Source organism: Saccharothrix sp. DSM 118769 (genome assembly GCF_052936295.1).
Map to the genome: position 1 here is coordinate 3,684,238 of NZ_CP193627.1, position 25,943 is coordinate 3,710,180.

Annotated in this window: 28 protein-coding genes; 19 read left to right on the top strand and 9 right to left on the bottom strand. The window is 75.8% G+C overall.

The window, feature by feature from the left end; genetic code table 11:
• Positions 1–47 precede the first annotated feature (47 nt).
• Positions 48–1,241 carry a hypothetical protein gene (locus ACRAKJ_RS16070; RefSeq protein ID WP_447009020.1) on the top strand — a complete coding sequence of 398 codons (1,194 nt, stop codon included), beginning with the start codon at positions 48–50 and terminating at the stop codon, positions 1,239–1,241.
• A 7-nt stretch (positions 1,242–1,248) separates the two neighbouring features.
• On the opposite strand, the gene ACRAKJ_RS16075 is transcribed toward ACRAKJ_RS16070, so the two are convergent.
• Entirely contained in the window at positions 1,249–2,328 is a 1,080-nt protein-coding gene (locus ACRAKJ_RS16075; protein ID WP_438926377.1) for a Gfo/Idh/MocA family oxidoreductase, read from the bottom strand.
• Between the two features lie 64 nt (positions 2,329–2,392).
• Here ACRAKJ_RS16075 and ACRAKJ_RS16080 point away from each other — a divergent pair, with 64 nt between their 5' ends.
• The 3 genes from ACRAKJ_RS16080 (at position 2,393) to ACRAKJ_RS16090 (ending at position 4,423) form a co-directional block, all read left to right on the top strand.
• The gene (locus ACRAKJ_RS16080) at positions 2,393–3,004 is read left to right on the top strand and encodes a TetR family transcriptional regulator (RefSeq protein WP_438926376.1); all 612 of its coding nucleotides are present in this window, start codon (positions 2,393–2,395) and stop codon (positions 3,002–3,004) included.
• On the top strand, positions 3,001–4,113 hold the full coding sequence (locus ACRAKJ_RS16085) for a magnesium and cobalt transport protein CorA (RefSeq protein ID WP_438926375.1): 1,113 nt from the start codon (positions 3,001–3,003) through the stop codon (positions 4,111–4,113). Before ACRAKJ_RS16080 ends, ACRAKJ_RS16085 begins: the two co-directional genes overlap by 4 nt.
• 148 nt (positions 4,114–4,261) lie before the next feature.
• Complete coding sequence (locus ACRAKJ_RS16090; protein ID WP_438926374.1) at positions 4,262–4,423, top strand: hypothetical protein; 162 nt, start codon at positions 4,262–4,264, stop codon at positions 4,421–4,423.
• Between the two features lie 82 nt (positions 4,424–4,505).
• Here ACRAKJ_RS16090 and ACRAKJ_RS16095 read toward each other — a convergent pair whose 3' ends face one another.
• Together ACRAKJ_RS16095 and ACRAKJ_RS16100 are read right to left on the bottom strand one after the other, a co-directional pair.
• Complete coding sequence (locus ACRAKJ_RS16095) at positions 4,506–5,012, bottom strand: DUF1360 domain-containing protein (protein ID WP_438926373.1); 507 nt, start codon at positions 5,010–5,012, stop codon at positions 4,506–4,508.
• A gap of 38 nt (positions 5,013–5,050) precedes the next feature.
• A complete protein-coding gene (locus ACRAKJ_RS16100) occupies positions 5,051–5,380 on the bottom strand; it encodes a hypothetical protein (protein WP_438926372.1) in 330 nt (109 codons plus the stop codon).
• Positions 5,381–5,570: 190 nt separating this feature from the next.
• On the opposite strand from ACRAKJ_RS16100, the gene ACRAKJ_RS16105 reads away from it, so the two are divergent.
• The 4 genes from ACRAKJ_RS16105 to ACRAKJ_RS16120 all read left to right on the top strand — a co-directional run bounded on the left by ACRAKJ_RS16105 (position 5,571) and on the right by ACRAKJ_RS16120 (position 8,155).
• Positions 5,571–5,780 carry a hypothetical protein gene (locus ACRAKJ_RS16105; RefSeq protein WP_438926371.1) on the top strand — a complete coding sequence of 70 codons (210 nt, stop codon included), beginning with the start codon at positions 5,571–5,573 and terminating at the stop codon, positions 5,778–5,780.
• 70 nt (positions 5,781–5,850) lie between these two features.
• Positions 5,851–6,729, top strand: coding sequence for a homocysteine S-methyltransferase (gene mmuM / locus ACRAKJ_RS16110; protein ID WP_438926380.1), 879 nt, complete (start codon positions 5,851–5,853; stop codon positions 6,727–6,729).
• Between the two features lie 117 nt (positions 6,730–6,846).
• The gene (locus ACRAKJ_RS16115; RefSeq protein ID WP_438926370.1) at positions 6,847–7,134 is read left to right on the top strand and encodes a WhiB family transcriptional regulator; all 288 of its coding nucleotides are present in this window, start codon (positions 6,847–6,849) and stop codon (positions 7,132–7,134) included.
• A 118-nt stretch (positions 7,135–7,252) separates the two neighbouring features.
• Positions 7,253–8,155 carry a MerR family transcriptional regulator gene (locus ACRAKJ_RS16120; protein WP_438926369.1) on the top strand — a complete coding sequence of 301 codons (903 nt, stop codon included), beginning with the start codon at positions 7,253–7,255 and terminating at the stop codon, positions 8,153–8,155.
• 73 nt (positions 8,156–8,228) lie between these two features.
• Here ACRAKJ_RS16120 and ACRAKJ_RS16125 read toward each other — a convergent pair whose 3' ends face one another.
• A complete protein-coding gene (locus tag ACRAKJ_RS16125) occupies positions 8,229–9,521 on the bottom strand; it encodes a cation:proton antiporter domain-containing protein (protein ID WP_438926368.1) in 1,293 nt (430 codons plus the stop codon).
• Positions 9,522–9,622: 101 nt separating this feature from the next.
• Between ACRAKJ_RS16125 and ACRAKJ_RS16130 the strand changes: the two genes are divergently transcribed.
• Complete coding sequence (locus tag ACRAKJ_RS16130) at positions 9,623–10,501, top strand: methyltransferase domain-containing protein (RefSeq protein WP_438926367.1); 879 nt, start codon at positions 9,623–9,625, stop codon at positions 10,499–10,501.
• On the opposite strand, the gene ACRAKJ_RS16135 is transcribed toward ACRAKJ_RS16130, so the two are convergent.
• On the bottom strand, positions 10,468–11,625 hold the full coding sequence (locus ACRAKJ_RS16135; protein WP_438926366.1) for a glutamate--cysteine ligase: 1,158 nt from the start codon (positions 11,623–11,625) through the stop codon (positions 10,468–10,470). The two genes, ACRAKJ_RS16130 and ACRAKJ_RS16135, sit on opposite strands and share 34 nt — an antisense overlap.
• Before the next feature lie 237 nt (positions 11,626–11,862).
• Here ACRAKJ_RS16135 and ACRAKJ_RS16140 point away from each other — a divergent pair, with 237 nt between their 5' ends.
• A complete protein-coding gene (locus ACRAKJ_RS16140) occupies positions 11,863–12,327 on the top strand; it encodes a hypothetical protein (RefSeq protein WP_438926379.1) in 465 nt (154 codons plus the stop codon).
• A gap of 89 nt (positions 12,328–12,416) precedes the next feature.
• Complete coding sequence (locus ACRAKJ_RS16145; protein ID WP_447009021.1) at positions 12,417–12,683, top strand: hypothetical protein; 267 nt, start codon at positions 12,417–12,419, stop codon at positions 12,681–12,683.
• Between the two features lie 57 nt (positions 12,684–12,740).
• Here ACRAKJ_RS16145 and ACRAKJ_RS16150 read toward each other — a convergent pair whose 3' ends face one another.
• Positions 12,741–13,913 (bottom strand): amidohydrolase, encoded by a 1,173-nt coding sequence (locus ACRAKJ_RS16150; RefSeq protein ID WP_447009022.1) that lies wholly within the window; start codon positions 13,911–13,913, stop codon positions 12,741–12,743.
• A gap of 232 nt (positions 13,914–14,145) precedes the next feature.
• Between ACRAKJ_RS16150 and ACRAKJ_RS16155 the strand changes: the two genes are divergently transcribed.
• From ACRAKJ_RS16155 to ACRAKJ_RS16165, 3 genes are all read left to right on the top strand, one after another.
• A complete protein-coding gene (locus tag ACRAKJ_RS16155) occupies positions 14,146–14,973 on the top strand; it encodes a DUF2267 domain-containing protein (RefSeq protein ID WP_438926005.1) in 828 nt (275 codons plus the stop codon).
• Positions 14,974–15,086: 113 nt separating this feature from the next.
• Entirely contained in the window at positions 15,087–16,394 is a 1,308-nt protein-coding gene (locus tag ACRAKJ_RS16160) for an alpha-amylase family glycosyl hydrolase (protein WP_438926006.1), read from the top strand.
• 157 nt (positions 16,395–16,551) lie between these two features.
• Complete coding sequence (locus tag ACRAKJ_RS16165) at positions 16,552–17,442, top strand: DUF6801 domain-containing protein (RefSeq protein WP_438926007.1); 891 nt, start codon at positions 16,552–16,554, stop codon at positions 17,440–17,442.
• A 49-nt stretch (positions 17,443–17,491) separates the two neighbouring features.
• Here ACRAKJ_RS16165 and ACRAKJ_RS16170 read toward each other — a convergent pair whose 3' ends face one another.
• Positions 17,492–17,773 (bottom strand): metal-sensitive transcriptional regulator, encoded by a 282-nt coding sequence (locus ACRAKJ_RS16170; protein WP_438926008.1) that lies wholly within the window; start codon positions 17,771–17,773, stop codon positions 17,492–17,494.
• Positions 17,774–18,017: 244 nt separating this feature from the next.
• Here ACRAKJ_RS16170 and ACRAKJ_RS16175 point away from each other — a divergent pair, with 244 nt between their 5' ends.
• The 3 genes from ACRAKJ_RS16175 to ACRAKJ_RS16185 all read left to right on the top strand — a co-directional run bounded on the left by ACRAKJ_RS16175 (position 18,018) and on the right by ACRAKJ_RS16185 (position 22,206).
• Positions 18,018–18,962, top strand: a complete 945-nt coding sequence (locus ACRAKJ_RS16175) for a hypothetical protein (RefSeq protein ID WP_438926009.1) — start codon at positions 18,018–18,020, stop codon at positions 18,960–18,962.
• Positions 18,955–21,237 (top strand): heavy metal translocating P-type ATPase, encoded by a 2,283-nt coding sequence (locus ACRAKJ_RS16180; RefSeq protein ID WP_438926010.1) that lies wholly within the window; start codon positions 18,955–18,957, stop codon positions 21,235–21,237. Before ACRAKJ_RS16175 ends, ACRAKJ_RS16180 begins: the two co-directional genes overlap by 8 nt.
• Before the next feature lie 345 nt (positions 21,238–21,582).
• On the top strand, positions 21,583–22,206 hold the full coding sequence (locus tag ACRAKJ_RS16185; protein ID WP_438926011.1) for a DUF4132 domain-containing protein: 624 nt from the start codon (positions 21,583–21,585) through the stop codon (positions 22,204–22,206).
• Positions 22,207–22,246: 40 nt separating this feature from the next.
• On the opposite strand, the gene ACRAKJ_RS16190 is transcribed toward ACRAKJ_RS16185, so the two are convergent.
• Positions 22,247–22,483: a zinc-ribbon domain-containing protein gene (locus ACRAKJ_RS16190; RefSeq protein ID WP_438926012.1), complete on the bottom strand. Its 237-nt coding sequence runs from the start codon at positions 22,481–22,483 to the stop codon at positions 22,247–22,249.
• An 89-nt stretch (positions 22,484–22,572) separates the two neighbouring features.
• Here ACRAKJ_RS16190 and ACRAKJ_RS16195 point away from each other — a divergent pair, with 89 nt between their 5' ends.
• Positions 22,573–23,574, top strand: coding sequence for a methyltransferase (locus ACRAKJ_RS16195; RefSeq protein WP_438926013.1), 1,002 nt, complete (start codon positions 22,573–22,575; stop codon positions 23,572–23,574).
• A gap of 50 nt (positions 23,575–23,624) precedes the next feature.
• Here the strand turns inward: ACRAKJ_RS16195 and ACRAKJ_RS16200 are convergent, their stop codons facing one another.
• Positions 23,625–24,035: a substrate-binding domain-containing protein gene (locus tag ACRAKJ_RS16200; RefSeq protein WP_438926019.1), complete on the bottom strand. Its 411-nt coding sequence runs from the start codon at positions 24,033–24,035 to the stop codon at positions 23,625–23,627.
• Positions 24,036–24,121: 86 nt separating this feature from the next.
• Between ACRAKJ_RS16200 and ACRAKJ_RS16205 the strand changes: the two genes are divergently transcribed.
• Positions 24,122–25,900, top strand: a complete 1,779-nt coding sequence (locus ACRAKJ_RS16205) for a galactose-binding domain-containing protein (protein ID WP_438926014.1) — start codon at positions 24,122–24,124, stop codon at positions 25,898–25,900.
• Positions 25,901–25,943 lie beyond the last annotated feature (43 nt).

Genomic DNA, 25,943 nt, shown 5'->3' on the forward strand with positions numbered 1-25,943 from the left:
GGGGCGCCGCACTTCTGCGTGCGCCCACCTCGGTTACCGTGGCGCGCATGAAGGTCGTGCTGCTGGGCGAGTACCGCGCGGAGAGGTTGGTGGCGCCGTTGCGCGCCGCCGGTGCGGAGGTCGTGGTCCTGGGTGGACCGGACCTCGGCCCGTGGTTCGGCGACGACGTGCCCGTCGGCCACCTACCCGTCGAGCCGACCGACGAGGCCGTGGCCGACCTGCTGCGCCACTGGGCGCCCGACCTGGCCGTGCCGAACGTCCGGTCGCCGGGCCAGGAGCAGCACCTGCCGGTCTACGCGCGGCTCGGCGGCCCGCGCCTCCCGGTGCACCCGCCCGCGTTCGCCGACCTGGCCACCGACAAGGTCGCCTTCCACCGCACCGCGGTGGAGCGCGGCTGGCCCGTGCCGCACGGCGCGGTGTGCGGCACGCCGGCCGAGCTCCTCGCCGCGCCGGTCGCGCTGCCGGCCGTGGTGAAGGAGGCGCGCAGCGAGTCGTACGCGGGCAGGTACTTCGTCACCGACCGCGACCACCTGCGGCGGTTGTCCGCCGAACTGGTCTACCCGGTGCTCGTGCAGCGAGCCGTGACCGGTGAGGAGTTCGCGGTCGAGCTGCTCACCACGCCGGGCGGCACGACGACGTGGCCGGTCGCGTCCCTGGGCACCCTGGACAGCGCCTGCGCGCCGGGCGGCCGGGTCCGGGTGGAACCGGCCACCCTGCCGCCCGCCGCGGCCGACGCGCTCGCCGGTCTCGTCGCCGACGTCGTCAAGGCGTACCGCCCGCACGGCCCCTGGCAGCTGGACCTCGCCGTGGCCGACGACGGCGGGCTGGTCGTGTTCGAGCTGAACGCCCGATTCGGCGGCCTGTCGAACATGAGCTGGCTCAGCACCGGCACGGACCCGCACGCCACCCACGTGGACGCGGTCCTGGGCCGTCCGCTGCCCGAACCGGAGGTCCGGCGGGTCGCGGTCGAGCTGCCCGTCCGCAACGACGTCGACCTGCCGCCGCCCCCGCCGGGCGTGGAGCTGCACGCCTTCGTCGCCGGCCCCACCAACCCCACGCCGACCTTCGCCGGGTTCTACCGGGCGGTCGTGGCGGTGGACCCGGCCCGCGCCGCCGAGGCCCGCGCGTGGGTCGCCGGGCTGCCCCTGGACCTGACCACGCCGGCCGCGGTGCTCGCCCAGCTCGACCGCGGCCTGCGGGCGCTGCGGCGCCGAACCGCCCGGAGGGCCGAGTCGGGGTGACCGCCCGCTACCGGTCGACCACCACGCGCGTCCCGGTGTCCGACGAGCGCTGCACGGCGTCGAGCACCCGGTGGTGGCGCAGGGCGTCGTGGAAGCTCGGCGTGGCCGGGCGGCCCTCGGCGACCGCGGCGGCCACCTCGCGGTAGAGCGCGGCGATGTGCTCGACGCGCCCCGACGCGCCCAGGTGGTCGGGCAGGGCGAGGCGGGTATCGCCGTCGGCGGTGCGCAGCGTGACGTCCCACGCCGTCCAGTGGGCGTACGCGCCCTGGTCGACGCCGACGACCGCCAGGGTGCCCGCGGTGCCGACGACCCTGGCGGAGAACCGGTCGGGGCCCGGCAGGAAGCCGCCCGGCAGGCTGATCGACAGGACCGCGCCGCCGCCGAGGCGGCCGATCAGCGCGACCTGGCCGGGGGAGGAGTTGGCGACCCGCTCGCCGGTGCCGCGCACCTCGACCTCGGGGTGCCGGTTCACCACGAGAGCGGACACCTCGGTGGGGGAGCCGACCAGGCGGTCGAGCGTGCCCAGGGTGTGACCGCCCATGATGGTGAGCAGGGTGCCGCCGGCCGCCGGGTCGGTGCTCCACACCAGGTCCGGCCAGGTCTCGGGCCCGCCGAACGGATCGCCGGGCGCGACGACGTGCACCGACTCGACGCGCCCGACGCGGCCCTCGGCGAGCAGGTCGGCCAGGTGGACCGCCCACGGCGCGTGGTAGCCCTGGAGGGTCACCGCGTGCACGACCCCCGCGTCCTCGGCGGCCCGGGTCAGGTCGGCGGCCTCGTCGACGTCCACCCCCAGCGGCCACTCCGACAGCACGTGCTTGCCCGCCGCCAGCGCGGTCCGCACCACCTCGGCGTGCCGGTCCACCCGCACCGAGACGACGACCAGGTCGACCTCCGGGTGCTCGGCCAGCGCCCGCGCGTCGGAGAACGCGTGCTCCACGCCGAACGCCGCACCGGCCCGCGCCGCGCTCTCCGGCCTCGACGTCGCCACGGCGGTCAGCCGCAGCCCGGCCGCGCCCACGGCGGGCACGTGCGACCCGGCCGCCCACCCGCCGTCCGGGCTCGCGCCCACGATCCCGACCCTCATGGTTCCCCCCTGGTTGTGTACCGACTGGTATAGAATCTAGCCGACGACGAGGAGGTGGTCGACGGTGCCCGGTGGACGCCCGCGCGGGTTCGACCTCGACACCGCCCTGGACCGGGCGCTGGAGCTGTTCTGGCGCAACGGCTACGACGGCACGTCGGTCGCCGACCTGACCGCCGCCCTGGGCATCGCCAAGCCCAGCCTGTACGCCGCGTTCGGCTCGAAGGAGCTGCTCCTGGCCCGGGTGCTCCAGCGGTACGTCGACGGACCGGGCGCCGCGACCGGGCGCGCGGTCGCCGAACCGACCGCGCACGCCGTGGCCACGAGCCTGGTGGAGGCGGCGATCGCGCTGACGGCGGGGGAGGGGACGCCGCGCGGCTGCCTGTCCGTGAAGTGCGCGCAGGCCCACGACGACGCCGCCCGGGCGCTCGCCGAACGCCACCGCTCGGCCGCCGAACTCGCCCTGCGCGTCCGGTTGGAGGCCGCGCGCCGGGAGGGGGACCTGCCCGCCGACGAGGACCCCGCCGACCTCGCCCGGTTCCTCGTCACGCTCACCGACGGCATCGCCGTGCGGGCCGCCGGCGGTGAGGCCGCCGACGAGCTTCGCCGCACCGCCGCCGTGGCGCTGCGGGCCTGGCCCGCGGCCCGTCCGCCCGGTGCGGCAAGATCGGGCGCATGACCGCACCGCCGCGCAACCCCGTGGTGGCCTGCGGGGTCTACGTCGACGGTGCCCGGCAGCCCGGGCACCCGACCCCCGCCGCCGCCGTCGCCGAGGTCCGCGCCCGGGCCGGCGGGTTCGCCTGGATCGGGCTGTTCGAACCCGGTGACGACGACATCCGCGACGTGGCCGACGCCCTCGGCCTGCACGAGCTGGCCGTCGAGGACGCCGTGCACGCCCACCAGCGCCCCAAGCTGGAGCGCTACCCCGAGCACCTGTTCGTGGTCCTCAAGACGGTCCGGTACGTCGAGCACGAGTCGCCGAGCACGGCCAACGAGATCGTCGAGTCCGGCGAGATCATGGTCTTCCTCGGCCGGGACTACGTCGTCACCGTCCGCCACGGCCGCCACTCCGGCCTGCACGACGTGCGCGAGCAGCTGGAGCGGGAACCGGAGCGCCTGGTCGGCCCGGCGGCCGTCCTGCACGCCGTCGCGGACCGGGTCGTGGACGGCTACCTGGAGGTCGTCGAGGCGTTCCAGGGCGACCTGGACCTGCTGGAGACCCTCGTGTTCGCGCCCCGCGACGCGCTCGGCGTCGAGCAGGTCTACCTGGTCAAGCGGGAGCTGCTGGAGCTGCGGCGCGCCGTCATGCCGCTGGTCGGACCCCTGCGGGCGCTCAGCGACGGGACGTGCGCGCCGTTCGTGCCCGAGTCGGAGCGCTCCTACTTCCGCGACGTCGAGGACCACCACGCGCGCGTCGCCGAGCGGGTCACCGGGTTCGAGGAGCTGCTGACCACGCTGGTCGACGCGACCCTGGCGAAGGTGTCGCTGCGGCAGAACAACGACATGCGCAAGATCTCCGCGTGGGCCGCGATCATCGCCGTGCCGACGATGGTGTTCGGGGCGTACGGCATGAACTTCGACCGGATGCCCGAGCTGCGCTGGACCTACGGCTACCCGCTGGTGCTGGCCGGGGTGCTGGGCGCGTGCGCGGTGCTCTACCGCCTGTTCAAGCGCTTCCGCTGGCTCTACGACGCCCCGAGCCGCCCCGCGCCCCTCGCGCGCCCGACGTTCTGGGTGATGCTGTTCCTGCTGACCTGGCTGGCGGCCGTGGTGTTCTCGATCGAGTAGCCGTGCCGGGGGAGCGCCCGGCGGGGCACGGCTGTCCACAGAGGACTATGTCGCGTTTTCACCCGGATGTGTGACGGTAGCCCCGATTGGGTATGTCCCCGGCAACAGCGCACGCAGCGCGCACGGACAGCAGAGAACGGGAGCTGACATGCCCTGGGTCGAACGGCACCGCCGACGTGCCCCGAACAGCTGGTTCCGCACCACGACCGTCCGCCGCCACTACCGCAAGCCCGCCGGGCTTCCCGTCGTGGTCATCGCCGTCGCCGCGGTCGTGGTCCTGCTGGTCGTCGTGCTCATCGTGCTCTTCTAGCGCGCGCAGGCGTTCGGCGGGCCGCGGTGGGCAGTGCGCCACCGCGGCCCTGTCGCGTCACGGGGGTGTTCAGCGGTCCTGCTCAGTGCTCCTGGGCGTCCAGGCGGTGCACGGCCAGGTGCAGCACGTCCGCCCCCGCGATCGCGGTCAGCGCGGTGGCCGCCAACCGGGTCGCCCTGGGCGCGAACACCAGGCCGCCGACCAGCACGCCGGCGATCCAGACGCCCGAGCAGAACGGGCACGTCACCAGTTCGCCCACCGCGTGGCGGACGCCGTCCCCGCGCACGGACTCGGTCACCTCGGCGTTGCCCGCGGGTTCCTCGAAACGGGTGAACGGGGCGCGCAGCGCGCTGGTCACCGCGGCCTTGGTGGCGAGCCGGCTGGCCTTGTAGGTCGCCACCGACACCAGCGCCACGTCACCGAGCGAGTACCCCGCGGGCAGGCGCACGCCCAGGCGGCGGCCCACCGCGGTGGCGAGCCCGACGGCGCCGGCGAAGGTGCCCATCGCGGCCAGGTAGCCCTTGAGCGGCCGGTCCTGGCCCGCGGCGTACTCGGTCTGCGTCCGGCGGAAGGTGGCTGAGAGCGACATGGCCGAGGAGTTGCCCCGATCGGGCCGGTGAAACCCGGTCAGGGACGTCCCCGCGACGGCGTCTGCCCGGCGACCCCGTGGCGCAGCGGCGTGTTGTCGTCGGGGGAGTGGGCGGGCGACACGGGCTGCGTGCGCGGCGTGGACGAGGCGCCGGGGGCGTTGCGCTGGTCGCCGCCGGACGGTTGCGCGCCGTCGTCCAGCTCGGCCAACCGCGCGGTGAGCACCTCCGTCACGGGCGTCCGGTCGGCGTGCGCGCGTTCGTGCTCCAGCACGTCGGCCAGTTCGTCGCGCGAGAGCGAGCGCACGCGGTGCCGCAGGTCGCCCAGGGACAGCTGGTCGTAGTCCGGGATGGGGAGTTCGTGGCTCATGCCCGACGACTACCCGGCCGACCCCCCGGCAAACAGCCGTACCGGACCGCCCGCCCCGATCAGGTCACCGGGTCGTGGGGTGCCGCACACCCGGTCATCGGTGGGGCCCGCCGGGTTTGAAGGCGGCCTTCCCTTCCCACCCCCTTGCCGTGCGACTGCACGCCCGACCCAGCTGCGGAGGATCGTGACCATGAGCCAGGAGCAGGCGTGGAACGACGTGGTGGACCAGGAACGCCCGGTCGACCCGTACGCCGAGACCGAGGTCGCCGACGACGAGGAGGCGTCCGTGGGGCGCCCCGAGCGCCCCGACCCGGCCACCGCGACCGATCTGGAGGCCGACCCGGCCGACGTGGCCGACCAGCACCGGGTGGTGCCCCTGCCCGAGGACGACGAGTTCTGACTGCCAGGATGACCGCACGGCGCCGCGGCGCACCGGTGGGGAAGGGGTGCCCGTGCGGCTGACCGAGGCGATGGCGGACGGCGTGGTGGTGCTCGACGGCGGGCTGTCGACCGCCCTGGAGGCGGCCGGGCACGACCTGTCCGACGAGCTGTGGACCGCCGGGCTGCTCATCGGCGACCCGGACGCGGTCCGCGCCGCGCACGCCGCCTACCTCGACGCCGGCGCGCGGGTCGTCATCACCGCGAGCTACCAGGTGTCCTTCGAGGGCTTCGCCCGGCGCGGCCTGGGGCGGGCCGAGACCGCCGGGCTGCTGCGGCGCAGCGTGCGGCTGGCGCGCGAGGCGGTGGCCGAGGTCGACGGGCCCCGGTGGGTCGCGGCCTCGGTCGGCCCGTACGGCGCGGTGCTCGCCGACGGCTCGGAGTACCGGGGCCGCTACGGGCTGACCACGCGCGAGCTGGTCGCGTTCCACCGCCCGCGCGTCGAGGTGCTGGTCGACGCCGGGGCCGACGTGCTGGCCGTGGAGACGATCCCGGACCGGCAGGAGGTCGAGGCGCTCCTGGAGGTCGTGGCGGGGTCGGGCGTGCCGGTGTGGCTGTCGTGCAGCGCGCGCGGCACGTCCACCTGCGCCGGTCAGCCGCTGGACGCCGTGTTCGCCGACGCGGCGAGCGTGCCCGAGGTCGTCGCGGTGGGCGTGAACTGCTGCGACCCGCGCGACGTGGCGGCCGCGGTGGACCGGGCGGTCGCCGCCGGCCTGCCCGCCGTGGCCTACCCGAACAGCGGGGAGCGCTGGGACGCGCGGGCGCGGGCGTGGACCGGCGACCCCGCCGCCGGGGCCGGCCTGGCGCGGGAGTGGGTCGACGCCGGGGCCCGCCTGGTCGGCGGCTGCTGCCGCACGGGCCCGGCCGACATCGCCCGACTGGCCGACCACCTGCGCCCGGTGGCCCGCTGACCGACGCGGAACCACCCGATCGGGTGAAGTACGTTCCCTGCGCGTCGAGTTGCACCGATTTTGAATCGAAATTAGCCTGGACCACGTCACGATGAACCCCGGAAGGACGTGGTCGCCATGCCCGAGTTGTCGCGCCTACCCCGACCCGTCTCCGAGTCCTGGGACTGGCAGTTGAAGGGCCTGTGCCGGGGCATGGACAGCGCCCTGTTCTTCCACACCCCGAACGAGCGCGGCCAGGCGCGGGAGACCCGCGAAGCGCGCGCCAAGGAGGTGTGCAACCGGTGCCCGGTGATGCGGCAGTGCCGCGAGCACGCCCTGGCCGTCGAGGAGACCTACGGCATCTGGGGCGGTCTCGGCGAGAGCGAGCTGCGCGGCATCATCGCCGGCCGGCACAAGCGGGCGTGACCGGCCCGCGCGGACCCCGACCCGTCCACTGAGGACGCCGGGCGGGTCGTGCCGGTGTCCGGTTCGCGCCCGTGCGCGGGTACCTCGGTCGGAGGGTGATGGCAGGGCGGGGCGGTTGATGGCGGGGCAGGGCGGTGCGGTGCCGGGCGCCGCGTGGACGCCGGGCGCGGTGGCCCGGATGCTGGGCATCTCGCCGACGACGCTGCGCACCTGGGACCGCCGCTACGGCCTCGGCCCGTCCTCCCGCACGGGCGGCAACCACCGCCGCTACACGCCCGAGGACGTCGAGCGCCTGCGCCGCGTGGTGGCGCACATCGCCCGGGGCCTGGCGCCCGCCGCCGCGGCCGCGGTCGTGACGAGCGAACCCCCGCCACCGGTCGAGCACGCGGGCGACGGGATCGCCCCGGCGTCGGCCCGGTCCGCGCGGAGCGGTTTCCTGCGCGCCGCCCACCGGCTCGACGAGCCGCTGATGCGGGAGGCGGCGGTCGGCCTGATCGCCGAGCACGGCGTCGTCGCCGCCTGGCAGCACGTCCTCACGCCGGTGCTGGTCGAACTGGGCCGCCGGGCCGCCGTGCGCGGCCGGGGCGTCGAGGTCGAGCACCTGGCCAGCGCCGCGATCCTGCACGCCCTGCGCGGCGTGCCGTTCCCGGACGGGCAGGACAGGCTGGCGGCGCTGCTCGCGTGCGGGCCCGACGAGCAGCACGTGCTGCCGCTGGAGGCGCTGGGCGCGGCCCTGTCCGAACGGGGCTCGACGTGGCGCAACCTCGGCGCGCGCGTGCCCGCCGTGGCGCTGCTGGACGCGGTGGACAAGCTGCGGCCCGCCGCCGTCGTGGTCTGGGCGCACCACGAGGAGGTCGCGGTCCGGGTGCCGCTGGCCGAGCTGGTCGAGCGCTTCGACGCGGTGGTCGCCGTCGCGGGGGCCGGGTGGGGTCCGGTCGTCACACCGGCCCTGGTCGTCCGGCCCACGTCGGTCGAGGAGGCCGTCCGGGTCGTGCTCCGGGCCACCGGTCGCGCCGGCTGAGACCCGTCGCGCGGCGGCCGGGAACGCCCCGTCGCGCGGCCGGTCGGGACCCGTCACAAGACCGCTGGGCCCGTCACACGTGCGTGCGGGGCGCCTTGTCGGGATCGCCGTGCCGCTTGCGCGCGGTGCGCGCCCGGACCCGGTCCAGGGTCGCCATCACCGGCGTCGCCGACACGCCGTGCACCACGACCGACCCCACCACGACCAGCGCCGCCACCCGCCACAGGGCGTCCACCTCGGCGAACCCGCCCTCCTGCACGGCGTAGGCGATGTAGAACAGCGAACCGACCCCGCGCACGCCGAACACCGCGATGACGGTCCGCTCGCGCGGTCCCGTGCCGCCGCCCAGCAGGCCGAGCAACCCGGCCACCGGGCGCACCACGAACAACGCCGCCGCCGCCACCAGCACCTCGGCCCACGTCGTGCCCGCCAGCAGCCCGGTCGCCACCGCGCCGCCCAGCAGGAACACCACCGCCACGGTCAGCATCCGCTCGACCTGCTCGACGTACTGGTGCAGCACGTGGTGGTAGTCCGACCGGCGCTCGGCCGACCGGATCGCGCACGCGCACACGAACACCGCCACGAACCCGTAGCCCTCGGCCAGCTCGGTCACCCCGTACGCCAGGAACGTCGCCGCCAGCGCCACGAACCCCTCGGCGTGCTCGGCCAACCGGAAGTCCGCCGACGGCGCGGCGAAGAACAGCTTGCCCAGCAGCCACCCGGTGAGCGCGCCGATGCCCACGCCCGCCGCCAGCCGCCACAGCACGTCCACCGCCAGCCAGTGCGGCAGCCACTCGCCGGGCGCGGCGCCGACCAGGCTGATCGCCACCGCCGCGTAGGTGAACGGGAACGCGAGGCCGTCGTTCAGCCCGGCCTCGGAGGTCAGCGCGAACCGCGCCTCGTCCTCGTCGGACTCCGGGTGCTCCGCGGGTTCGCCGACCTGGACCTCGCCGGCCAGCACCGGGTCCGTCGGCGCGAGCGCCGCGCCCAGCAGCACCGACGCCGCCACGCCCAACCCGAGCACGGCCCAGCCCAGCACGCCCACCGCGAGCATCGACAGCGGCATCGTGATGCCCAGCAGCCGCCACGTCGTCGCCCACCGCCGCCGGCCCACCGGCCGGTTGAGCGCGAGGCCCGCGCCCATCAACGACACGATCACGCACAGCTCGGTGAGGTGCGTGGCGACCGCGCCGTGCGCGACGGGGTCGGGGTCGGGCAGCGGCCCGATCACGCCGAACGCCAACGCGCCCGCGGCGAGGAACACCATCGGCATCGACACCGGGGCGCGGGCCAACAACCTCGGCAGCAGCGCCGCCGCCAGCGTCGCCACCCCCGCTCCCGCGTACAGGACCGGACCTGGCTCCACGAACGGCCCCTTCCGACGGTGACCGGCACGGACTACCCGCCACCGACCTGCCGAAACCCGCCGGTGCCGTTAAGGTTCCGTGACCGGGAGGGAAGTGCGCAGTGCCCGAGGACCGCCCCATCGCAGACTCCTACAACGACAACAACCCGCTCTTCCACGTCCTGCGGCACGTGGGCTGGGGCGACCTGGTCAACGTCGGCTGGTACACCGCGCCGACCCTGCCGCTGCTGCTCGGCGGGCTGGGGTGGTTCCAGCGCAGGCTGGTGCGCCGCTCGCTGTCCCTGCTGGACGCCCGGCCCGGCCACCGCGTGCTCGACGCGTGCTGCGGGCGCGGCCTGTCCACCGCCCTGCTCGGGCGGCGGGGCTGCGACGCGCTGGGCGTGGACGTCCAACCGGAACAGGTCGCGGAGGCGCGGCGGCGGTTCGGCGACGCCCGGAACACCCGCTTCGAGGTGGCCGACGTGACGGCCCTGCCGGTGGCCGACGCCTCGTTCGACCGCGTCCACTGCCTGGAGGCCGCCTTCCACCTCGGCCCCGAGGGGCGGCGGGCGTTCCTCGCCGAGTCCCACCGGGTGCTGCGGCCGGGCGGGCGGCTGGTGCTGGTCGACTTCACCTGGCGCGGCCCGGACCCCGGCACGATCGCCGAGGTCGACCCGCACCGCGTGGTCCGCACCGCCTGGTCGTTCGCCGAGGTCGAGCCGCTGGAGCGCTACCGGGTGCGGGCGCGGGAGGCCGGGTTCACCGTCCGCGCGGTGCACGACTGGACGCCGCACGTCCTGGGCCTGCCGCTGCGCCTGGTCGGCCCCGCGCTGCGCCTGGGCACCACCGCGGCCGGTCGCCGGGCGCTCCGCCTGCGCTGGCCGGGGCTGCGCGAGCTGACCGACGAGGACTGGCGGCGCGTGACCGGGCACGTGCGCGCGCACGTGCCGTTCGCCGCCGCGTGCCGCTACTCGGCCCTGGTGCTGGACAAACCCGCCTGACCGGCCACCGCCCACGTCTCCGCACCCGCCACCGTGTCGGCCGCCACCTGGTCCAGCACGTCGGACAACCGGCCCGCGCGGGCGTGCGCGCTGCGCTGCCTGGCCGCGCCGCCGCCGTGCCGGTCCAGCTCGGCGAGCCCGTCGCGCACCACGGCGAGGTCGTCGGCGTCGAGGTGGTCGCGCACGCGGTGCACGAGGCGGTCCAGCACCAGGCGCGCGGGGACCAGGCGCTCGGACGGCACGTCCAGGCACAGGCCCGCGACCCCGTCCCGGGCGGCCCGCCAGGAGGCGACGCGCAGCAGCTCGGTCGGCACGCGCGGGGCCGCGAGACCGCGGGCGACGTCGGCCAGCGCCGCCGTGACGAGCCCCCGCACCAGGCCGGCCAGCAGCACCGCCTCGTCGGCGGTGGCGGCGACGTCGGCCACCCGGACCTCCACCGTCGGCAGGTGCGCGGACGGGCGGACGTCCCAGTAGACCATCCGCCGGTCGTACGCGGCCCCCGAGTCCACCAGCAGGTCGCAGGTGGCCCCGTAGTGCTCCGCCGACTCGAAGTAGGGCGGCGGACCGGCCGCGGGCCAGCGCGACCAGACGACCGTGCGCCAGCTCTCGTACCCGGTGTCGCGCCCGCCCGCGAACGGCGAGTTCGCGGTGACCGTCCCGAGCACCGGCAGCCACGGCCGCAGGTGGTTGCACACCTGCACGGCGGTCTCCCGGTCCGGGACGGCGACGTGCACGTGGCAGCCGCAGATCGACTGCTCGCGCGCCATCAGCCGGTAGTCCTCGACGAGGTGCCGGTAGCGGTCGCCGCCGGAGGTACGCACCTCCGGACCGCCCACCGGCGGCACACCGGTGGCCAGCAGCCGGCACCCCAGGTCCCGGGCCGCCTCGGCGGCCACCAGACGCAGCCCGCGCAGCTGCCTGCCCACGTCGGCCAGGCTGCGGCACACCGCCGTCTTGGCCTCCACCTGCGCGCGGGCCAGCTCCACGTCGAGGTCCACCCCGAACCGCCGCCGGGTCGCGGCCACGACCTCCGCGCCCAGCGGGGCCGGCTCCCCGGTGCGGGCGTCGACCAGCAGGAACTCCTCCTCGACGCCCAGCGTCGGCGGCGACTGCGGCACATCCACGGCGGCCTCCGGGGTTCGACGGGCCGGACTGTCGACATTCCCGCCACGCGGCAGGCGAAACGCGGCAGGTGGAACACCGTCCCGAGTGGACCCGGCCGGTGTGCCCGATCGACCCCGACTAGTCGGCGCGGCGCGGGGTAGACCACCACGACGACGACAGGCGGAGGTGGAGCGGTGGGCGTGGTCAAGCACGCGGTGCGGGAGGGGCTGGTGGCGGGCGCGGTCGGCACGGCCGTGATGACGGTCGGTGAGAAGCTGGAGCAGCGGATCACCGGGCGGCCCGACTCGCACGTGCCCGCCCGGGTCCTGGAACGGCTGCTGGGGCTGCGCGAACCGCCCGGCGGGCGGTCGCGCGCGGTCAACCTGACCATGCACTTCGGGCAGGGCGCGCTGGTCGGCGTGGTGCGGTCGCTGATGGCGAACGCGGGGATGCGCGGTCCGGTGGCCTCGGCGCTGTTCGCCGCCGTGCGGCTGAGCAACGACCAGCTCCTGGAGAACGCCACCGGCGTCGGCGCGCCGCCGCAGACCTGGCCGCGCCGCGAACTGGCGGTGGACCTGCTGCACAAGTCGGTCTACGCCGTCGTCACCGGCCTGGTCGCCGACGCGCTGGCCGCGCGCCGCGGGCCGGGACCGGGGCAGCGGCACGCCGCGCTCCGACCCGGCCGCCGGTCGGACGTCGGCCCGCTGCCGCGCGGCCGGTGACCACCCGCCTGACCGGATCGAGCCCTGCCCGGACCTGAACCCTGACCGGATCGAGCCCTGCCGGATCGACCGACGACGAGGAGAACCGCATGACCGACCAGGAGGACCCCATGACCACCGACGAGGGCACCGGGGGCACCCGCCACGTCCGGATGCCGGTGCCGCCGGGCGGCGACGCCGACCGCCACCCGGGCAGCCCCGACCTGGGCGACCCGGACCCCGACGCGGACGCCGACGACCCGGCGACCAGCAGCGGCCACCCGCACTCGGGCCGCCGCCACCGCGTCGACGGGGACGAGGGCCTGCCGGGCGAGTCGGCGCGGGAAGGCGCGGTGAGCCCGCCCGGGGACCGCTGACCGCCCGGGTTCGTCGCCGCCCCCCGGTGGGGCGGCGACCCGCCCGACCGCGCCGCGTCACGCCCGGCGGAACGCCTCCCACGCCTCGGCCACCACGTCGGGCCGGCCGAGCAGGTCGACGGCGGTGTGCGCGAGTGCCCCGGCGGCGGCCAGCATCACGTCCAGGCCGTGCTCGCTCGCGGCGGCCTCGGCGAACTCCGGCGTGTGGTCCGACGTGTCCGGGTCCACGATCGCCACGAACGGGTGGATGGCGGGCACGACGGCGCTGACGTTGCCGATGTCCGAGGAACCGAGGAACACGCCGGGCGTCGGCTCGGTGAGGGTCGTGCCCGCCTCGGCCAGGTGCCGCGCGAACAGCCCCGACAGCACCGGGTTGTCCTTGAAGTGGGCGTACGGCGCGCGCACCCGCTCGACCTCGGCCCGGGTGCCGGTGGCCAGCGCGGTGCCCCGCACCAGTTCCGCCACCTGCCCGGCCAGCACCTCCAGCCCGTCGGTGGTCAGCGCGCGCAGGCCGAACCGGGCCTCCGCCAGGTCCGGCACGATGTTGGTGGCCTCGCCGCCGCGCGTGATGATGCCCTGCACGTGCGCGCCGGTGGGCAGCCGGGGCCGCAGCGCGCCCAGCGTGGTGAAGACCTGGATCAGGGCGGCCAGCGCGTCCACGCCCTCGGTCGGGTTGCCGGTGGGGTGCGCGGCCCGCCCGTGCAGGGTGACCCGCAGTTCGAGCTGCGCGGTCAGCGGGGCCCACGTCCAGCCGTGCGCGCCGGGGTGGAACATCAGCGCCGCGTCCACGCTGTCGAACACGCCCGCCTCGACCTCCAGGACCTTGCCGCCGCCGCCCTCCTCGGCCGGGGTGCCGACGGCCAGCAGCGTGCCGGGCAGGTCGTCCAGCACCCGGCGCACGGCCAGCGCCGCGCCCAGGCCGGCGGCGGCGATCAGGTTGTGCCCGCAGGCGTGCCCCAGGCCGGGCAGCGCGTCGTACTCCAGCAGCAGCGCCACGCGCGGCCCGTCGCCGGTGCCCGCGCGGGCGACGAACGCGGTGCCCATCCCGGCCACGCCCCGGTCCACCTCGAACCCGTCCGCCGCCAGCTCGGCGGTCAACCGGTCGGCCGCCCGGTGCTCGGCGAACGCGGTCTCCGGGTCCCGGTGCAGCGCCAGGGCCACCTCCCGCACCCGCCCGCGCACCGCCGCCAGCCCCGCTCCCACCCGCTCGTGGCACCGTTCCACGTCCATGGTCACCAGGTACCCGGGCGGTGGTCCGCCAAGCGTCGCGCCAGGTCGGGGCGGGGGTCACCCGAAGGGGGAGCCGCCGTTTTCGCGGTACCCCGCCGGGTAGCCGGACGCGACGAGGCCACGTGCGACGACAGCCGGCACGACGACAGCCGGCACGACGAGAGTCCCGGGAGGTTCCCATGAACGCGACGACCACCGAGGACACCCTGCGCGCGCCGCGGGGGGCCGGGTCGTGAACCGCTACGAGGACCTCGTGGCGGGCGTGCGCACCAGGGCCGCGCTGTCCGACCCGGAGGAGGCGCGGGCCGCGATCACGGCCACGATCGGCACGCTGTCGCACTGCCTGTCCGACGACGAGCGCGACCGGCTGGCCAGGTCCCTGCCGGCCGTCGTCGCGGGGGCCGCCGCGGAAGCCGCGCCGACCGTCGTGCCGGACCCGGCCTCCGCCGCCGCCGAGGTGGGCCGCCGCGTCGGCGGGACGGCCGAACGGGGCCGGTACCTGACCCGGGCGGTGCTGGCCGCGCTGTCCGCCGCCGTGCCGGACGCGGCGGCGCTGCTGCGCGACCGCCTGCCGGAGGACTTCGACGAGCTGTTCGCCGCACCGGGCGCACCGGGCGGACCAGGTGCACCGGGCGGATCGCCTGCCCCGCCCGGCACGCCGGAGCCCGGTCACCCGGACCTGCCCGGCGCGGGCCGCGCGAACCCGGTCACCGCGCCGGGGAGCGGCGGTCCGGACGTGCCCGGCGAGCCCGAGGCCGCCCCGCCGGCGGTGCTGTCCGCCGACGAGGTGACCGCGGCCCTGCGCGGCCTGCCCGCGTGGCAGGGCGACCGCCGCCGCCTGCGCCGGGCCGTCGAGCTGCCCACCGACCACATCCCCGCGCTGTGCAAGCGGATCAAGCTCCTGGCGAGCGACCGGGGCAGGCACGTCGGCACCGGCCGCCAGGGAAACGTCGTCACGTTCACCCTGTTCACCAACGCCGTCGGCGCGGTCACCGCGGCGGACGTCGCGATGGCCCGGCGCATCGACGAGGAGATCGACCGGCTCGGCTCGGTCAACTGACGCCGCCACCGCACGCGGCGGGGACAGGACGAAGATCACCCGGCGCGGGAAGGCGGCGGTCCGCCGGAGGCCGCAGGATGGTCGGGGTGCCGTGTCGACGCGAAGGAGGAGCCGTGCCCGGTTGGGTGGCCGACGCGATCTGGTGGCAGGTGTACCCGCTGGGCTTCGTGGACGCCGAACGCGCCGCGGTCGACGAGGTCCACCACCGGCTGCCCCGGCTGGAGCGCTGGCTGGACCACCTGCTGGAGCTGGGCTGCAACGGCCTGGCCCTCGGCCCCGTCTTCGCGTCGAGCACGCACGGCTACGACACCGTCGACCACTTCCGGGTCGACCCGCGCCTCGGCGACGACGCGGACTTCGACGCCCTCGTCGCCGCCGCGCGCTCGCGCGGCGTCCGGGTGCTGCTCGACGGCGTCTTCAACCACGTCGGCCGGCAGCACCCCGCGTTCCGGGCGCTCGCCGCGCAGGGACCGGACGCCCCCACGGCGGACTGGTTCCGGCTGCACTGGCCCGAGCGCTGGACGCCCGGCGCCGAACCGTCCGCCGACGTCTTCGAGGGCCACGACATCCTCGTCGAGCTGGACCACTCCAGCGACGCCGTCGCCGACCTGGTGACCCGGGTGATGCTCCACTGGCTCGACCGCGGCGTGGACGGGTGGCGCCTCGACGCCGCCTACGCCGTGCCGCCCGGCTTCTGGGCCCGGGTGCTGCCCGCCGTGCGCGCCGCCCACCCCGACGCCTACTTCGTCGGCGAGGTCATCCACGGCGACTACGCGCGCACCGTGGCCGAGGGCGGGCTGGACGCGGTCACCCAGTACGAGCTGTGGCAGGCCGTCTGGCACGGCATCGAGGAGCGCAACCTCTTCGAGCTGGCGTGGTCGTTGAAGCGGCACGCGGTGTTCCTGGAGTCGTTCGTGCCCTGGACGTTCGTCGGCAACCACGACGTGACCCGGATCGCCAGCAGGCTCTCCGACCAGCGCCACCTCCCGCACGCCCTCGTCGTGCTGTTCACGCTGGGCGGCACGCCGGCGGTCTGGGCGGGTGACGAGCACGCGTTCCGCGGCGTCAAGGCGGACCGGGTCGGCGGCGACGACGCCGTCCGCCAGCCCTTCCCGCCGGACCCGTCGCAGCTGTCCCCGCTGGGGCTGCCGACCTTCCACCTGCACCAGGAGCTGATCGGCCTGCGCCGCAGGCACCGCTGGCTGCACGCCGCGGCCCCGGAGCAGGTGCACGTCGCCAACGAGCAGCTCGTCTACGCCGTGGCCGGCGGCGGCGAACGGCTCCTCGTCGCGCTGAACCTGGCCGACACCCCGTCCCGGGTCCCGGCGCCGGGGGTGCGCGACGTGCTCGCCGGGGCGGCCGACGCGGGCCGGGACGAGGTCGCGCTCCCGCCCCACGGCTGGGCCGTGCTGGCCGGCTGACCACCGGGCCGGCCGGCCACGCCCGCGGGCCGTCCGGCCCTTCCCCAGGCCCACGTCGTGCTGCCGCCGGCGGCCCAGCCCTTGCGGCATCAGGACGTCGCGGCGCGGCGGCCCGTGCCGATATCGTCGACGTCGGCCCGACGAAGGGGAGAAGTCCTTGCGGCAGAACCGGAAGACCACCAGAGCCCTGGTCCGCTTACTCGCCCTGGGGCTGCTCGACTCCGGCGCGCTGGTCGGGGCCGGGGGAGCGGCGACCGCGTCACCCGCGGCACTGGACCTGGACTACACGTGCGCCACGTCGCTCGGGCCGGACGTGCCGGTGCGCGCCCGCGTCACGATCGGCCTGCCCGACGAGGTGTTCGACCGCCCCGGCACCATCGGCTACGTGGACTCGGCGTTCCTCGACGCCGACGTCGAGCTGTCCGCCGCCGGCGTCGCGGGCGCGGCGCGCGTGCGCGTCGACGGCGACAGCACGGCCACCCTGGGCGCCACCTTCACGGTCCCGGGCGGGACGCAGACCTCCCGCGCGACGCTGACCTTCGCGCCCACCACCGTCACCGGGCCGGGCGACGTGCTGCGCGCCGCGGGCGGTTTCCCCGTGATGTCCTTCTACCGGGCCGGCGACCACGCCGTCCACCTCGACGACCTCACCCTGTCCCTGCGTGCCGAGCGCCCCGACGGCACCGCCCTCGGCACGGTCACCGCGACCTGCGCGCACGACCCGGCGCAGGACGACGTGGTCGGCACGCTGCGGTCGGAGAACATCATCATCGAGCGCCCCGTGCGCCCGTCCCAGTTGGCGCTCACGGCGACGACGCCCACGAGCGCGACCCTGACCTGGTACGCGAGCCCGTGGTGGTTCGACACGTGGGGCTACGAGGTGCACCTGGACGGCGCGCAGGTCGCCTTCGTGACCGAGCGGCGGGCCACGCTCACCGGCCTGGCCCCGGACAGCCAGCACCGCGTCAAGATCGTCACCCGGGACGTCCACGGCTTCCCCTCGGCGAAGAGCCAGGGCCTGGTCTTCGCCACCCCGCCCGTCCGCTGAGGCGGTCGACCACCACCTGACCGGGTCGGCCCCGCCGGGGGCGACCCGGTCAGGAGCGCACGAGCCGGCCGATGGCGGCGCTCGCCTCGGCGATCTTCGCGTCCGCGGCGGTGCCGCCCTCGGCGACCGCCTCGGCGACGCAGTGCTTGAGGTGCTCGTCGAGCAGGCCGAGGGACACGGCCTGGAGCGCCTTGGTCGCGGCGGAGATCTGGGTGAGCACGTCGATGCAGTACTCGTCGTCCTCCACCATCCGCTGCAAGCCCCGGACCTGGCCCTCGATGCGGCGCAACCGCTTCAGGTGGTCGTCGCGGCGGTGTGCGTAACCGGGCATGGCGAGTCCTCTCATCGTCCCTGCACGCCGGGGGTGCGCGGGTTCCGGTCGCCTGCCCCGGGCCCGCGGCCGGGGTGGGCCGGGTGCCGCGGCGGGGCGCCGTCCACGTGATTGATACCCTACCAGGGTAGGGGAGCCGTCCGGCTTGACCTGCATACCCCCTGGGGGTATAAATCAGGTGCTTGCGGCACTGTGCCGACGCGGAGCGCGGTTCCGGGCTCCGCCACTCGTACGAGGACCTGACATGAACACAGCAGCGAAGCTCTCCGCCTACGGCGCGGCGCTCGTCCTGGTCGCCGGTGGCGCCTGGGCCGCCGGGAGCGCTGTCGGTCCCCTCGCCGTCGAGACCGCCCCCGGTGGTCACGACGGCACGTCCGGCGCCGAGGGCGCCGGTCACGGGGACGACCACAGCGGCGCCGTCGCGGGAGCCGAGCAGGACCAGCCCGCCGGGTTGGCGTCGTCGCGGGGCGGTTACACCCTCACGCCCGTCGACACGACGCTGACCGCCGGGACCACCGACACCTTCTCGTTCCGGGTCACCGGCCCCGACGGGGCCGCCGTGACCGCCTTCGACGTCGAGCACGAGGAGCGCATGCACCTGGTCGCCGTGCGCCGGGACACCTCCGGGTACCGGCACGTGCACCCCCGGATGGCCCCCGACGGCACGTGGACGGCCGAGCTGCCCGTGGCCGGCGCGGGGTCGTACCGCCTGTTCGCGGACTTCACGCCCACCGGCGGCGAAGGGACCACCCTCGGGGTGGACGTGCCCGCGGCCGGCGTGTTCGAGCCCCGGCGGTACGAGCCCTCGCGCGTCGCGCGGGTCGACGGCTACGAGGTGCGCCTGGACGGCGACCTGGAGCCCGGCGAGGCGTCCGCGGTCCGGCTCACCGTGAGCAGGGACGGCGCGCCCGTCACCGACCTCCAGCCCTACCTGGGCGCCTACGGGCACCTGGTGGCGCTGCGCCAGGGCGACCTCGCCTACCTGCACGTCCACCCCGGGGGCACGCCGGGCGACGGGCGGACGGCCCCCGGTCCGCAGGTCGAGTTCGTGGCCGAGGTGCCCTCGGCGGGCGGCTACCGGCTGTTCCTGGACTTCCGGCACGGCGACGTCGTGCGCACCGCCGAGTTCACCGTCACCGCCGGGGTACCCGAGGGGCACGCGGAAGAGGAGGGCCACGGTCATGGCTGACACGCAGCTCGAACTCGCCATCACGGGCATGACCTGCGCGTCGTGCGCGAACCGGATCGAGCGCAAGCTCAACAAGCTCGACGGCGTGACCGCGTCGGTGAACTACGCCACCGAGAAGGCCCACGTCACCTTCCCCGAGGACGTCGACCCGAGGGTGCTGGTCGAGCAGGTCGAGGCCGCCGGGTACCGGGCGGCGCTGCCGGTCGTCGAGGCCGAGCGGGCCGAGGCCGCCGAGGAGGACCCGACCCGGTCGCTGCGGCAGCGGGTGACCGTCTCGGCGGTGCTGGCCCTGCCGGTGGTCGTGCTGGCGATGGTGCCCGCCTGGCAGTTCACCCACTGGCAGTGGATCTCGCTGACGTTGGCCGCGCCGGTGCTGGTGTGGGGTGCGTGGCCGTTCCACCGGGCGGCGTGGGTGAACCTGCGGCACGGCGCGGCGACCATGGACACCCTGGTGTCGATGGGCACGCTCGCGGCGTTCGGCTGGTCGCTGTACGCGCTGCTGTGGGGCACCGCCGGCACGCCGGGCATGACGCACCCGTTCGAGCTGACCGTGCAGCGCACGGACGGCGCGGGCGCGATCTACCTGGAGGTGGCCGCGGGCGTGACGGTGTTCATCCTCGCGGGCCGCTACTTCGAGGCGCGGTCCAAGCGGACCGCCGGGGCCGCCCTGCGGGCGTTGCTGGAGCTGGGCGCGAAGGACGTCGCCGTGCTGCGCGGGGGCCGCGAGGTCCGGGTGCCGATCGCCGAGCTGTCGGTGGGCGACCGGTTCGTGGTGCGGCCGGGGGAGAAGATCGCCACCGACGGCGTCGTGGACGAGGGCGGCTCGGCGGTCGACGCGAGCACGCTGACCGGCGAGTCGGTGCCGGTCGAGGTCGGTCCCGGCGACGCCGTGGTCGGTGCGACGGTCAACGCCGGCGGTCGCCTGGTCGTGCGGGCCACGCGGGTCGGTTCGGACACGCAGCTGGCGCGGATGGCGAAGCTGGTCGAGGACGCGCAGAGCGGCAAGGCCGAGGCCCAGCGCCTGGCCGACCGCATCTCCGGCGTGTTCGTGCCCGTGGTCATCGCGCTGGCGGTGGGCACGCTCGGCTTCTGGCTGGGCGCGGGCGGCGGGGTGTCGGCCGCGTTCACGGCCGCGGTGGCGGTGCTGATCATCGCCTGCCCGTGCGCGCTGGGCCTGGCCACGCCGACCGCGCTGCTCGTCGGCACGGGCCGGGGCGCGCAGCTGGGCATCCTGATCAAGGGGCCGGAGGTGCTGGAGAACACCCGGCGGGTGGACACCGTCGTGCTGGACAAGACCGGCACCGTCACCACCGGCCGGATGAGCCTGGTCGCCGTGCACACCGCCGCCGGCGTCGACGCCGACGAGGTGCTGCGCCTGGCCGGGGCCCTGGAGCACGCCTCCGAGCACCCCATCGCCAAGGCCGTCGCCACCGGCGCGGTCGAACGAGTGGGCGACCTGCCGCCGGTGGCGGACTTCCGCAACCACGAGGGCGTGGGCGTGCAGGGCGTGGTGGAGGGGCACGCGGTGATCGTGGGCCGGGAACGGCTGCTGGCCGAGTGGGCCGTCCACCTCGACGACGAGCTGGCCGAGGCCAAGCGCGCCGCCGAGGCGCTGGGGCGCACCGCCGTGCTGGTCGCCCGCAACGGCCGGGCGCAGGCCGTCCTCTCGGTCGCCGACACCGTCAAGCCCACCTCCGCCGAGGCCGTCCGGCGGCTGCGCGGACTGGGCCTGACCCCGGTGCTGCTCACCGGCGACAACGAGGCCGCCGCGCGCGCCGTGGCCGCCGAGGTCGGCATCGACGAGGTCATCGCCGAGGTCATGCCCGAGGAGAAGGTCGACGTCATCGCCCGCCTCCAGGGCGAGGGCAAGGTCGTGGCGATGGTCGGCGACGGCGTCAACGACGCCGCCGCCCTGGCCAAGGCCGACCTGGGCCTCGCGATGGGCACCGGCACCGACGCGGCCATCGAGGCGAGCGACCTGACCCTCGTGCGCGGCGACCTGATGGCCGCCGTGGACGCGATCAGGCTGTCCCGCCGGACCCTGGCCACCATCAAGGGCAACCTGTTCTGGGCGTTCGCCTACAACGCCGCCGCCCTGCCGCTGGCCGTCGCGGGCCTGCTCAACCCGATGATCGCCGGTGCCGCCATGGCGTTCTCCAGCGTCTTCGTGGTGGGCAACAGCCTGCGCCTGCGCGGGTTCCGCGGTACCGCGCCCGCCGACCCGGCGGTCGGGCCCGCGGTCGGGGCGCGGAAGGTCCCCGCCACCGTCGCCTGACCCCGCCACCCCGGGGCGGACCGTCGTCGCCCCGGGGTGGACGGTCGGCGGGGCCGGCGGACGTGCCGCCGGACACCGGGTGCGAACGACCGACAGCGCCCGGTGCCGCCGTGGCCCGGGTTGCGCGCGTGGTCAGCGGTCCGGCGCCCGCCAAGACGTGTTCTCCCCGGCGGCGGCGCTGGTCCGCAACCCGCACCCCCGCCGGGACCGCGGGTGGACCCTGCGCACGAGACCCGCGGGCACCGCGGCCGACGCGGCGGAGGTCGTCGAGCGGCACCGGCGGGTGGTCGAGGGGTTCCTGCGGCGGGAGGGCACCGACCCCTCGGTGGCCGAGGCCGCCGCGCGGTGGTTCGACGGCGACGGCGGGGTGCTGAGGGCCGCCGCCGTCACCGCCGTGCTCGGCGGGCAGCCGGGCTCGCCGGTCTCACCGACGCGTCCGCCGCGCCCGGCTGGCCGGGTACCGCCGCCGACCAGGTCGACCGGCTGGAACGCGCGATGGTCACCGGCCGCGCTTGGACCCGCGCCGAGTTCGAGGCCCACCTGTTCGGCCACCCGCTGCTCGTCGCCGAGGACCGCACGTTCGCCGACGTCCACGACGACCCGTTCACGCCGCCCGACGACGCCGAGATCCGCGTCGCCCACCCGCTGCACCCGGGCGACACCCTGCCCGCGCCGACCGTGCTGCGCCTGGTGAACCGCGGGTGGCGACGCCTCGCGCCCCAGGACGGCGGTGTGGATTGGGCCTGGCCAAGCCGCTGCCCGGCGGGCGGCACGTCGTCGTGGACCTCGACCCCGGCCTCGTCGTCGGCGACCTCGCGGCCCTGGGCGACCAGACCCTGCGCCACGTCCGGGTGGCCGGGGGCGCGGCCGGGCCGCACCCCCGGTGGCGACCGCGCCGTCCCGTTCGGCGACCTGGACCCGGTGTCCTACGGCGAACTGGTCGCCGACCTGGAGGTGCCGGCGCGGTAGGCCGGTCCGCGGCAGGGGGTGGTGTTCGCGGGGGCGGCGCTCAGCTCCGCACCGCGGCGAGCCGCCCCGCCTGCTCCTTGGTGACCCGGTTCGCCGCGCCGCAGTACGTGCACTGCGTGCTGTACCGGCTGCGCACCGGGAACAGGGGCACGAAGAACAGCGTGAACTTCGTGACCGACCGGTGCACGGCGTGCGCCGCCTGCTGCCCGCACCGGGGGCACAGCAGCGCCACCATCGCCAGGACGAAGACCTTGGTGCGGAAACCGAAGATCACCATGCAGTCGCACTCCCGTCGCGTTCACCCTCCTCCCAGGATCGCACAGGGCCGGCGCTTCTTCCGTTGACGCAGCCGGCACCGTGGTCGGCGTGGAACGCGACGAGGACGACGTGAGCACCCTCCGCCGCCTGACCGGGCTGGCCACGCCGATGGCGCTGCGGGTGGCGGCGACGCTGGGGCTGCCGGACCGGCTCGACGGCGCCGGCGCCGCCGTCGAGGACCTCGCGGGCGACCTCGACGTCGACCGGCGCGGGCTCGACCTCCTGCTGGCGCACCTGGTGACCCTGGGGGTCGTCGAACGCGTCCCCGCCGGCTACCGGACGACCGCGTTCGGCGCGCACCTCCGCGCCGACGCCGACAACGGCCTGGTCGACCTGCTGAGCCTGGACGCGGCGGGCGGGCGGGCCGAGCTGGCGTTCGTCGAGCTCGCGCACAGCGTCCGCACCGGCCGGTCGGGCTACGCGCACCGCTTCGGGCAGGACTTCTGGGCCGACCTGGTCGCGGACCGGCGGCTGAGCGAGTCGTTCAACCGGCAGATGGCGCACCGGTTCCGCGACCAGGTCCCGCGGGTCGTCGCCGGGTTCGACTGGTCCCGGTTCGGCACCCTGGTCGACGTGGGCGGTGGTCGCGGCACCTTCCTCGCCGCGATCCTGGCCGCCAACCCCGGCGTCAGCGGCCACCTGGTCGACCTGGGGCCGACCGCCGCCGAGGCCCGCCGGGCGTTCGAGGAGCAGGGCCTGGGCGCGCGGACGCGGGTGACGGCGGGGAGCTTCTTCGACCCGCTCCCGGCGGGGGCGGACGCCTACCTGCTGTTCGACGTCCTGCACGACTGGGACGACGAGCAGGCCGACCGCGTCCTGGGCCGGTGCGCCGAGGCCGTGCGCCCGGGCGGGAGCGTCCTGGTGGTGGAGGCGGTCGCGGGCCGGTGGTCGAAGAGCGGGTTCGACCTGGCCATGCTGGTGATCTTCGGCGGGCGGGAGCGCCGGGTCGAGGAGTTCCGCGCGCTCGCCGCGCCGCACGGTCTGGTCCTCGCCGGCGTGGTCGACCTGACCGGGGAGCGCTGCCTGCTGGAGTTCCGGCGCGACGGCTGAGGACGACCGGGCCCGGTCAGCCGGTGGGCCCGGTCACCCGGTGGGCCCGGTCAGCCGGTGGACTCGCGCACGACCAGGCGGCAGGGGTGGCGGACCGCGCCGCCGGGGTGCTCGGCCGCCGGGGAGTCGAGGCGGTCCAGCAGCAGGCGGGCGGCGGTCGCGCCGAGGTGCTCCAGGTCCAGGTCCACCGTGGTGAGCGGCGGCCGGCAGTCCGCGGCGATCTCCTCCGAGTTGTCGTAGCCGACGACGGCGACGTCCTCGGGCACGCGCCTGCCGTGGTCGCGCAGGACGTCGGCGACCCCGGTGGCGATCTGGTCGTTGCCGCAGAACACGGCGTCCAGGTCCGGTGCGGTGGCCAGGAGGGTGCGGGCGGCGTGGCGGCCCCAGCGCTGCGACCACTCGCCGTGCAGGGGCGCACCGCCGGCGAGGCTCAGGCCGTGTTCGGACAGGACGGTCCGCAGGCCGCGACGGGTTCACGCCCGCGAACGGCGGCCTCGACCGGTCGGTCACCCTCGGCGCGGGCCGGTCGACCACCACCAAGGTCGTGATGGGCTTCGTCACCGACGAGATCCCCGAGTCGCGCACCGAGTACGACGCCTACCGCAACCGCACCCCGTCCGCCGCGTTCGCCACCCACGTGCGCGACCACAACCGCTGGTGGGTGGACAACGTCCCGTACGTCGACGTGCCCGACCCGGCGATCAAGAAGCACATCTTCTACCGCTGGTGGCTGATGCGCTTCAACCACCTCGACGTGGACATCCCCGGCCAGGACTTCCAGTTCCCGGTGTCCATCGAGGGCGTCACCGGCTACAACAACGCCATCGCGCTCACCCAGTCCATGCACATCGACGACCTGAAGTACCTGCGCGACCCGGTGCACTCCTACGGGCCGTGGCTGTCGGTGGGTCAGTCGTCGAAGGGCGGCCGGTTCGTGGACAACCCCGGCGACCCGGAGAACTGGTCGAACTCCTACACCCAGTACATCTCCGAGGCGGCCTGGCGCAGCTACCAGGTCCACGGCGGGCAGCGGGCGGTCGTCGGCAACCTGGCCCGCTACGCCGAGGGCGACGCCAAGGGGCAGTTGGCCACCTACGACACCAACGGCAACGGCGTCATCGAGTACGACTGGGGCGCGATGACCGGCAACGACGCCGACGCGGTGTCGTTCGACTGGCGCGCGGGCGACCTCGACCGGGCCGAGACCGCCTACGTGTGGAGCGGCGCGTCGGCTGCCCAGCAGGCGTACGCCCTGCTCGGCGACACCGCCAAGGCCGCCGAGATGCAGGCGCTGCGGCTGTTCGCCGACCCCGCCGAGTACCCGGTGTTCCCGTTCTACACGGCCAACCAGAAGGACAAGGCGGCGGCCGCGGCGGCCGGGCACCCCGGGTCCAACAACTTCTCCACCATCAACTCCACCGTGCAGTTCCGGCTGTACTCGTCGGTGCTGCGCAACTACCCCAACCAGTGGATGACCGCCGAGGACTACAAGAAGCTGCTCTGCTGGAACACCTGGGCGCAGTACGTCGGCGGCAACACCCAGTGGCCCGACGCCAACGAGTTCTGGGCGAACTGGAACCCGGGCAGCCGCACCATCGACTACCGGTCGTGGATCCACCACGACATCCTCGGCAGCGGCAACTGGACCGTGGTCGAGGACGTGGCCGGCCTGCGCCCGCGCACCGACGCCCGCGTCGAGCTGTCGCCCATCGACATCGGCTGGTCGCACTTCGCGGTGGAGAACCTGCGCTACCGGGGGCTCGACCTCGGCGTCGTGTGGGACGACCCCGCCGACGGCGTCACCCGCTACCCCGGCGTGCCGCAGGACGTGGTGCTCGGCAGTGCGCGGGCGATCGACGTGTTCGCCAAGGCCGGCGTCGACCTGACCTCGACCACGCCGAACCTGGCGCAGGGCGCGGCCGTCACCGCCTCCCGCACCGCGCCCGGCACGTCCACCGCCGCGGCCGTCGACGGCCTGCCCACCGACGAACCCCTGTGGGGCACGGCGGGCTCGCCGGACGCGACCGACTGGTACGAGCTGGACCTGCGCCAACCCCGGGCGGTGGACGAGCTGCGCCTGTACTTCCGCGACGACCGCGCCGCCAACCGGTACCGCGCCCCCGCCTCGTACACCGTCCAGTACTGGACGGGCGGCGCGTGGGCCGCCGCCGCGTCCCAGTCGAAGACCCCGACCACGCCGAGGGCCAACTACAACACCGTGCGCTTCACCCCGGTCACCGCGCAGCGGTGGCGCGTCCAGCTCACCCACGCGCCCGGCGCCAGGACCGCGTTGACCGAGGTCAAGGCGTACCGGCGCGGCACCTGAGCCGGGCCGGGCCGTCCCGACTGGTCTGCTTGGACCAGTCGGG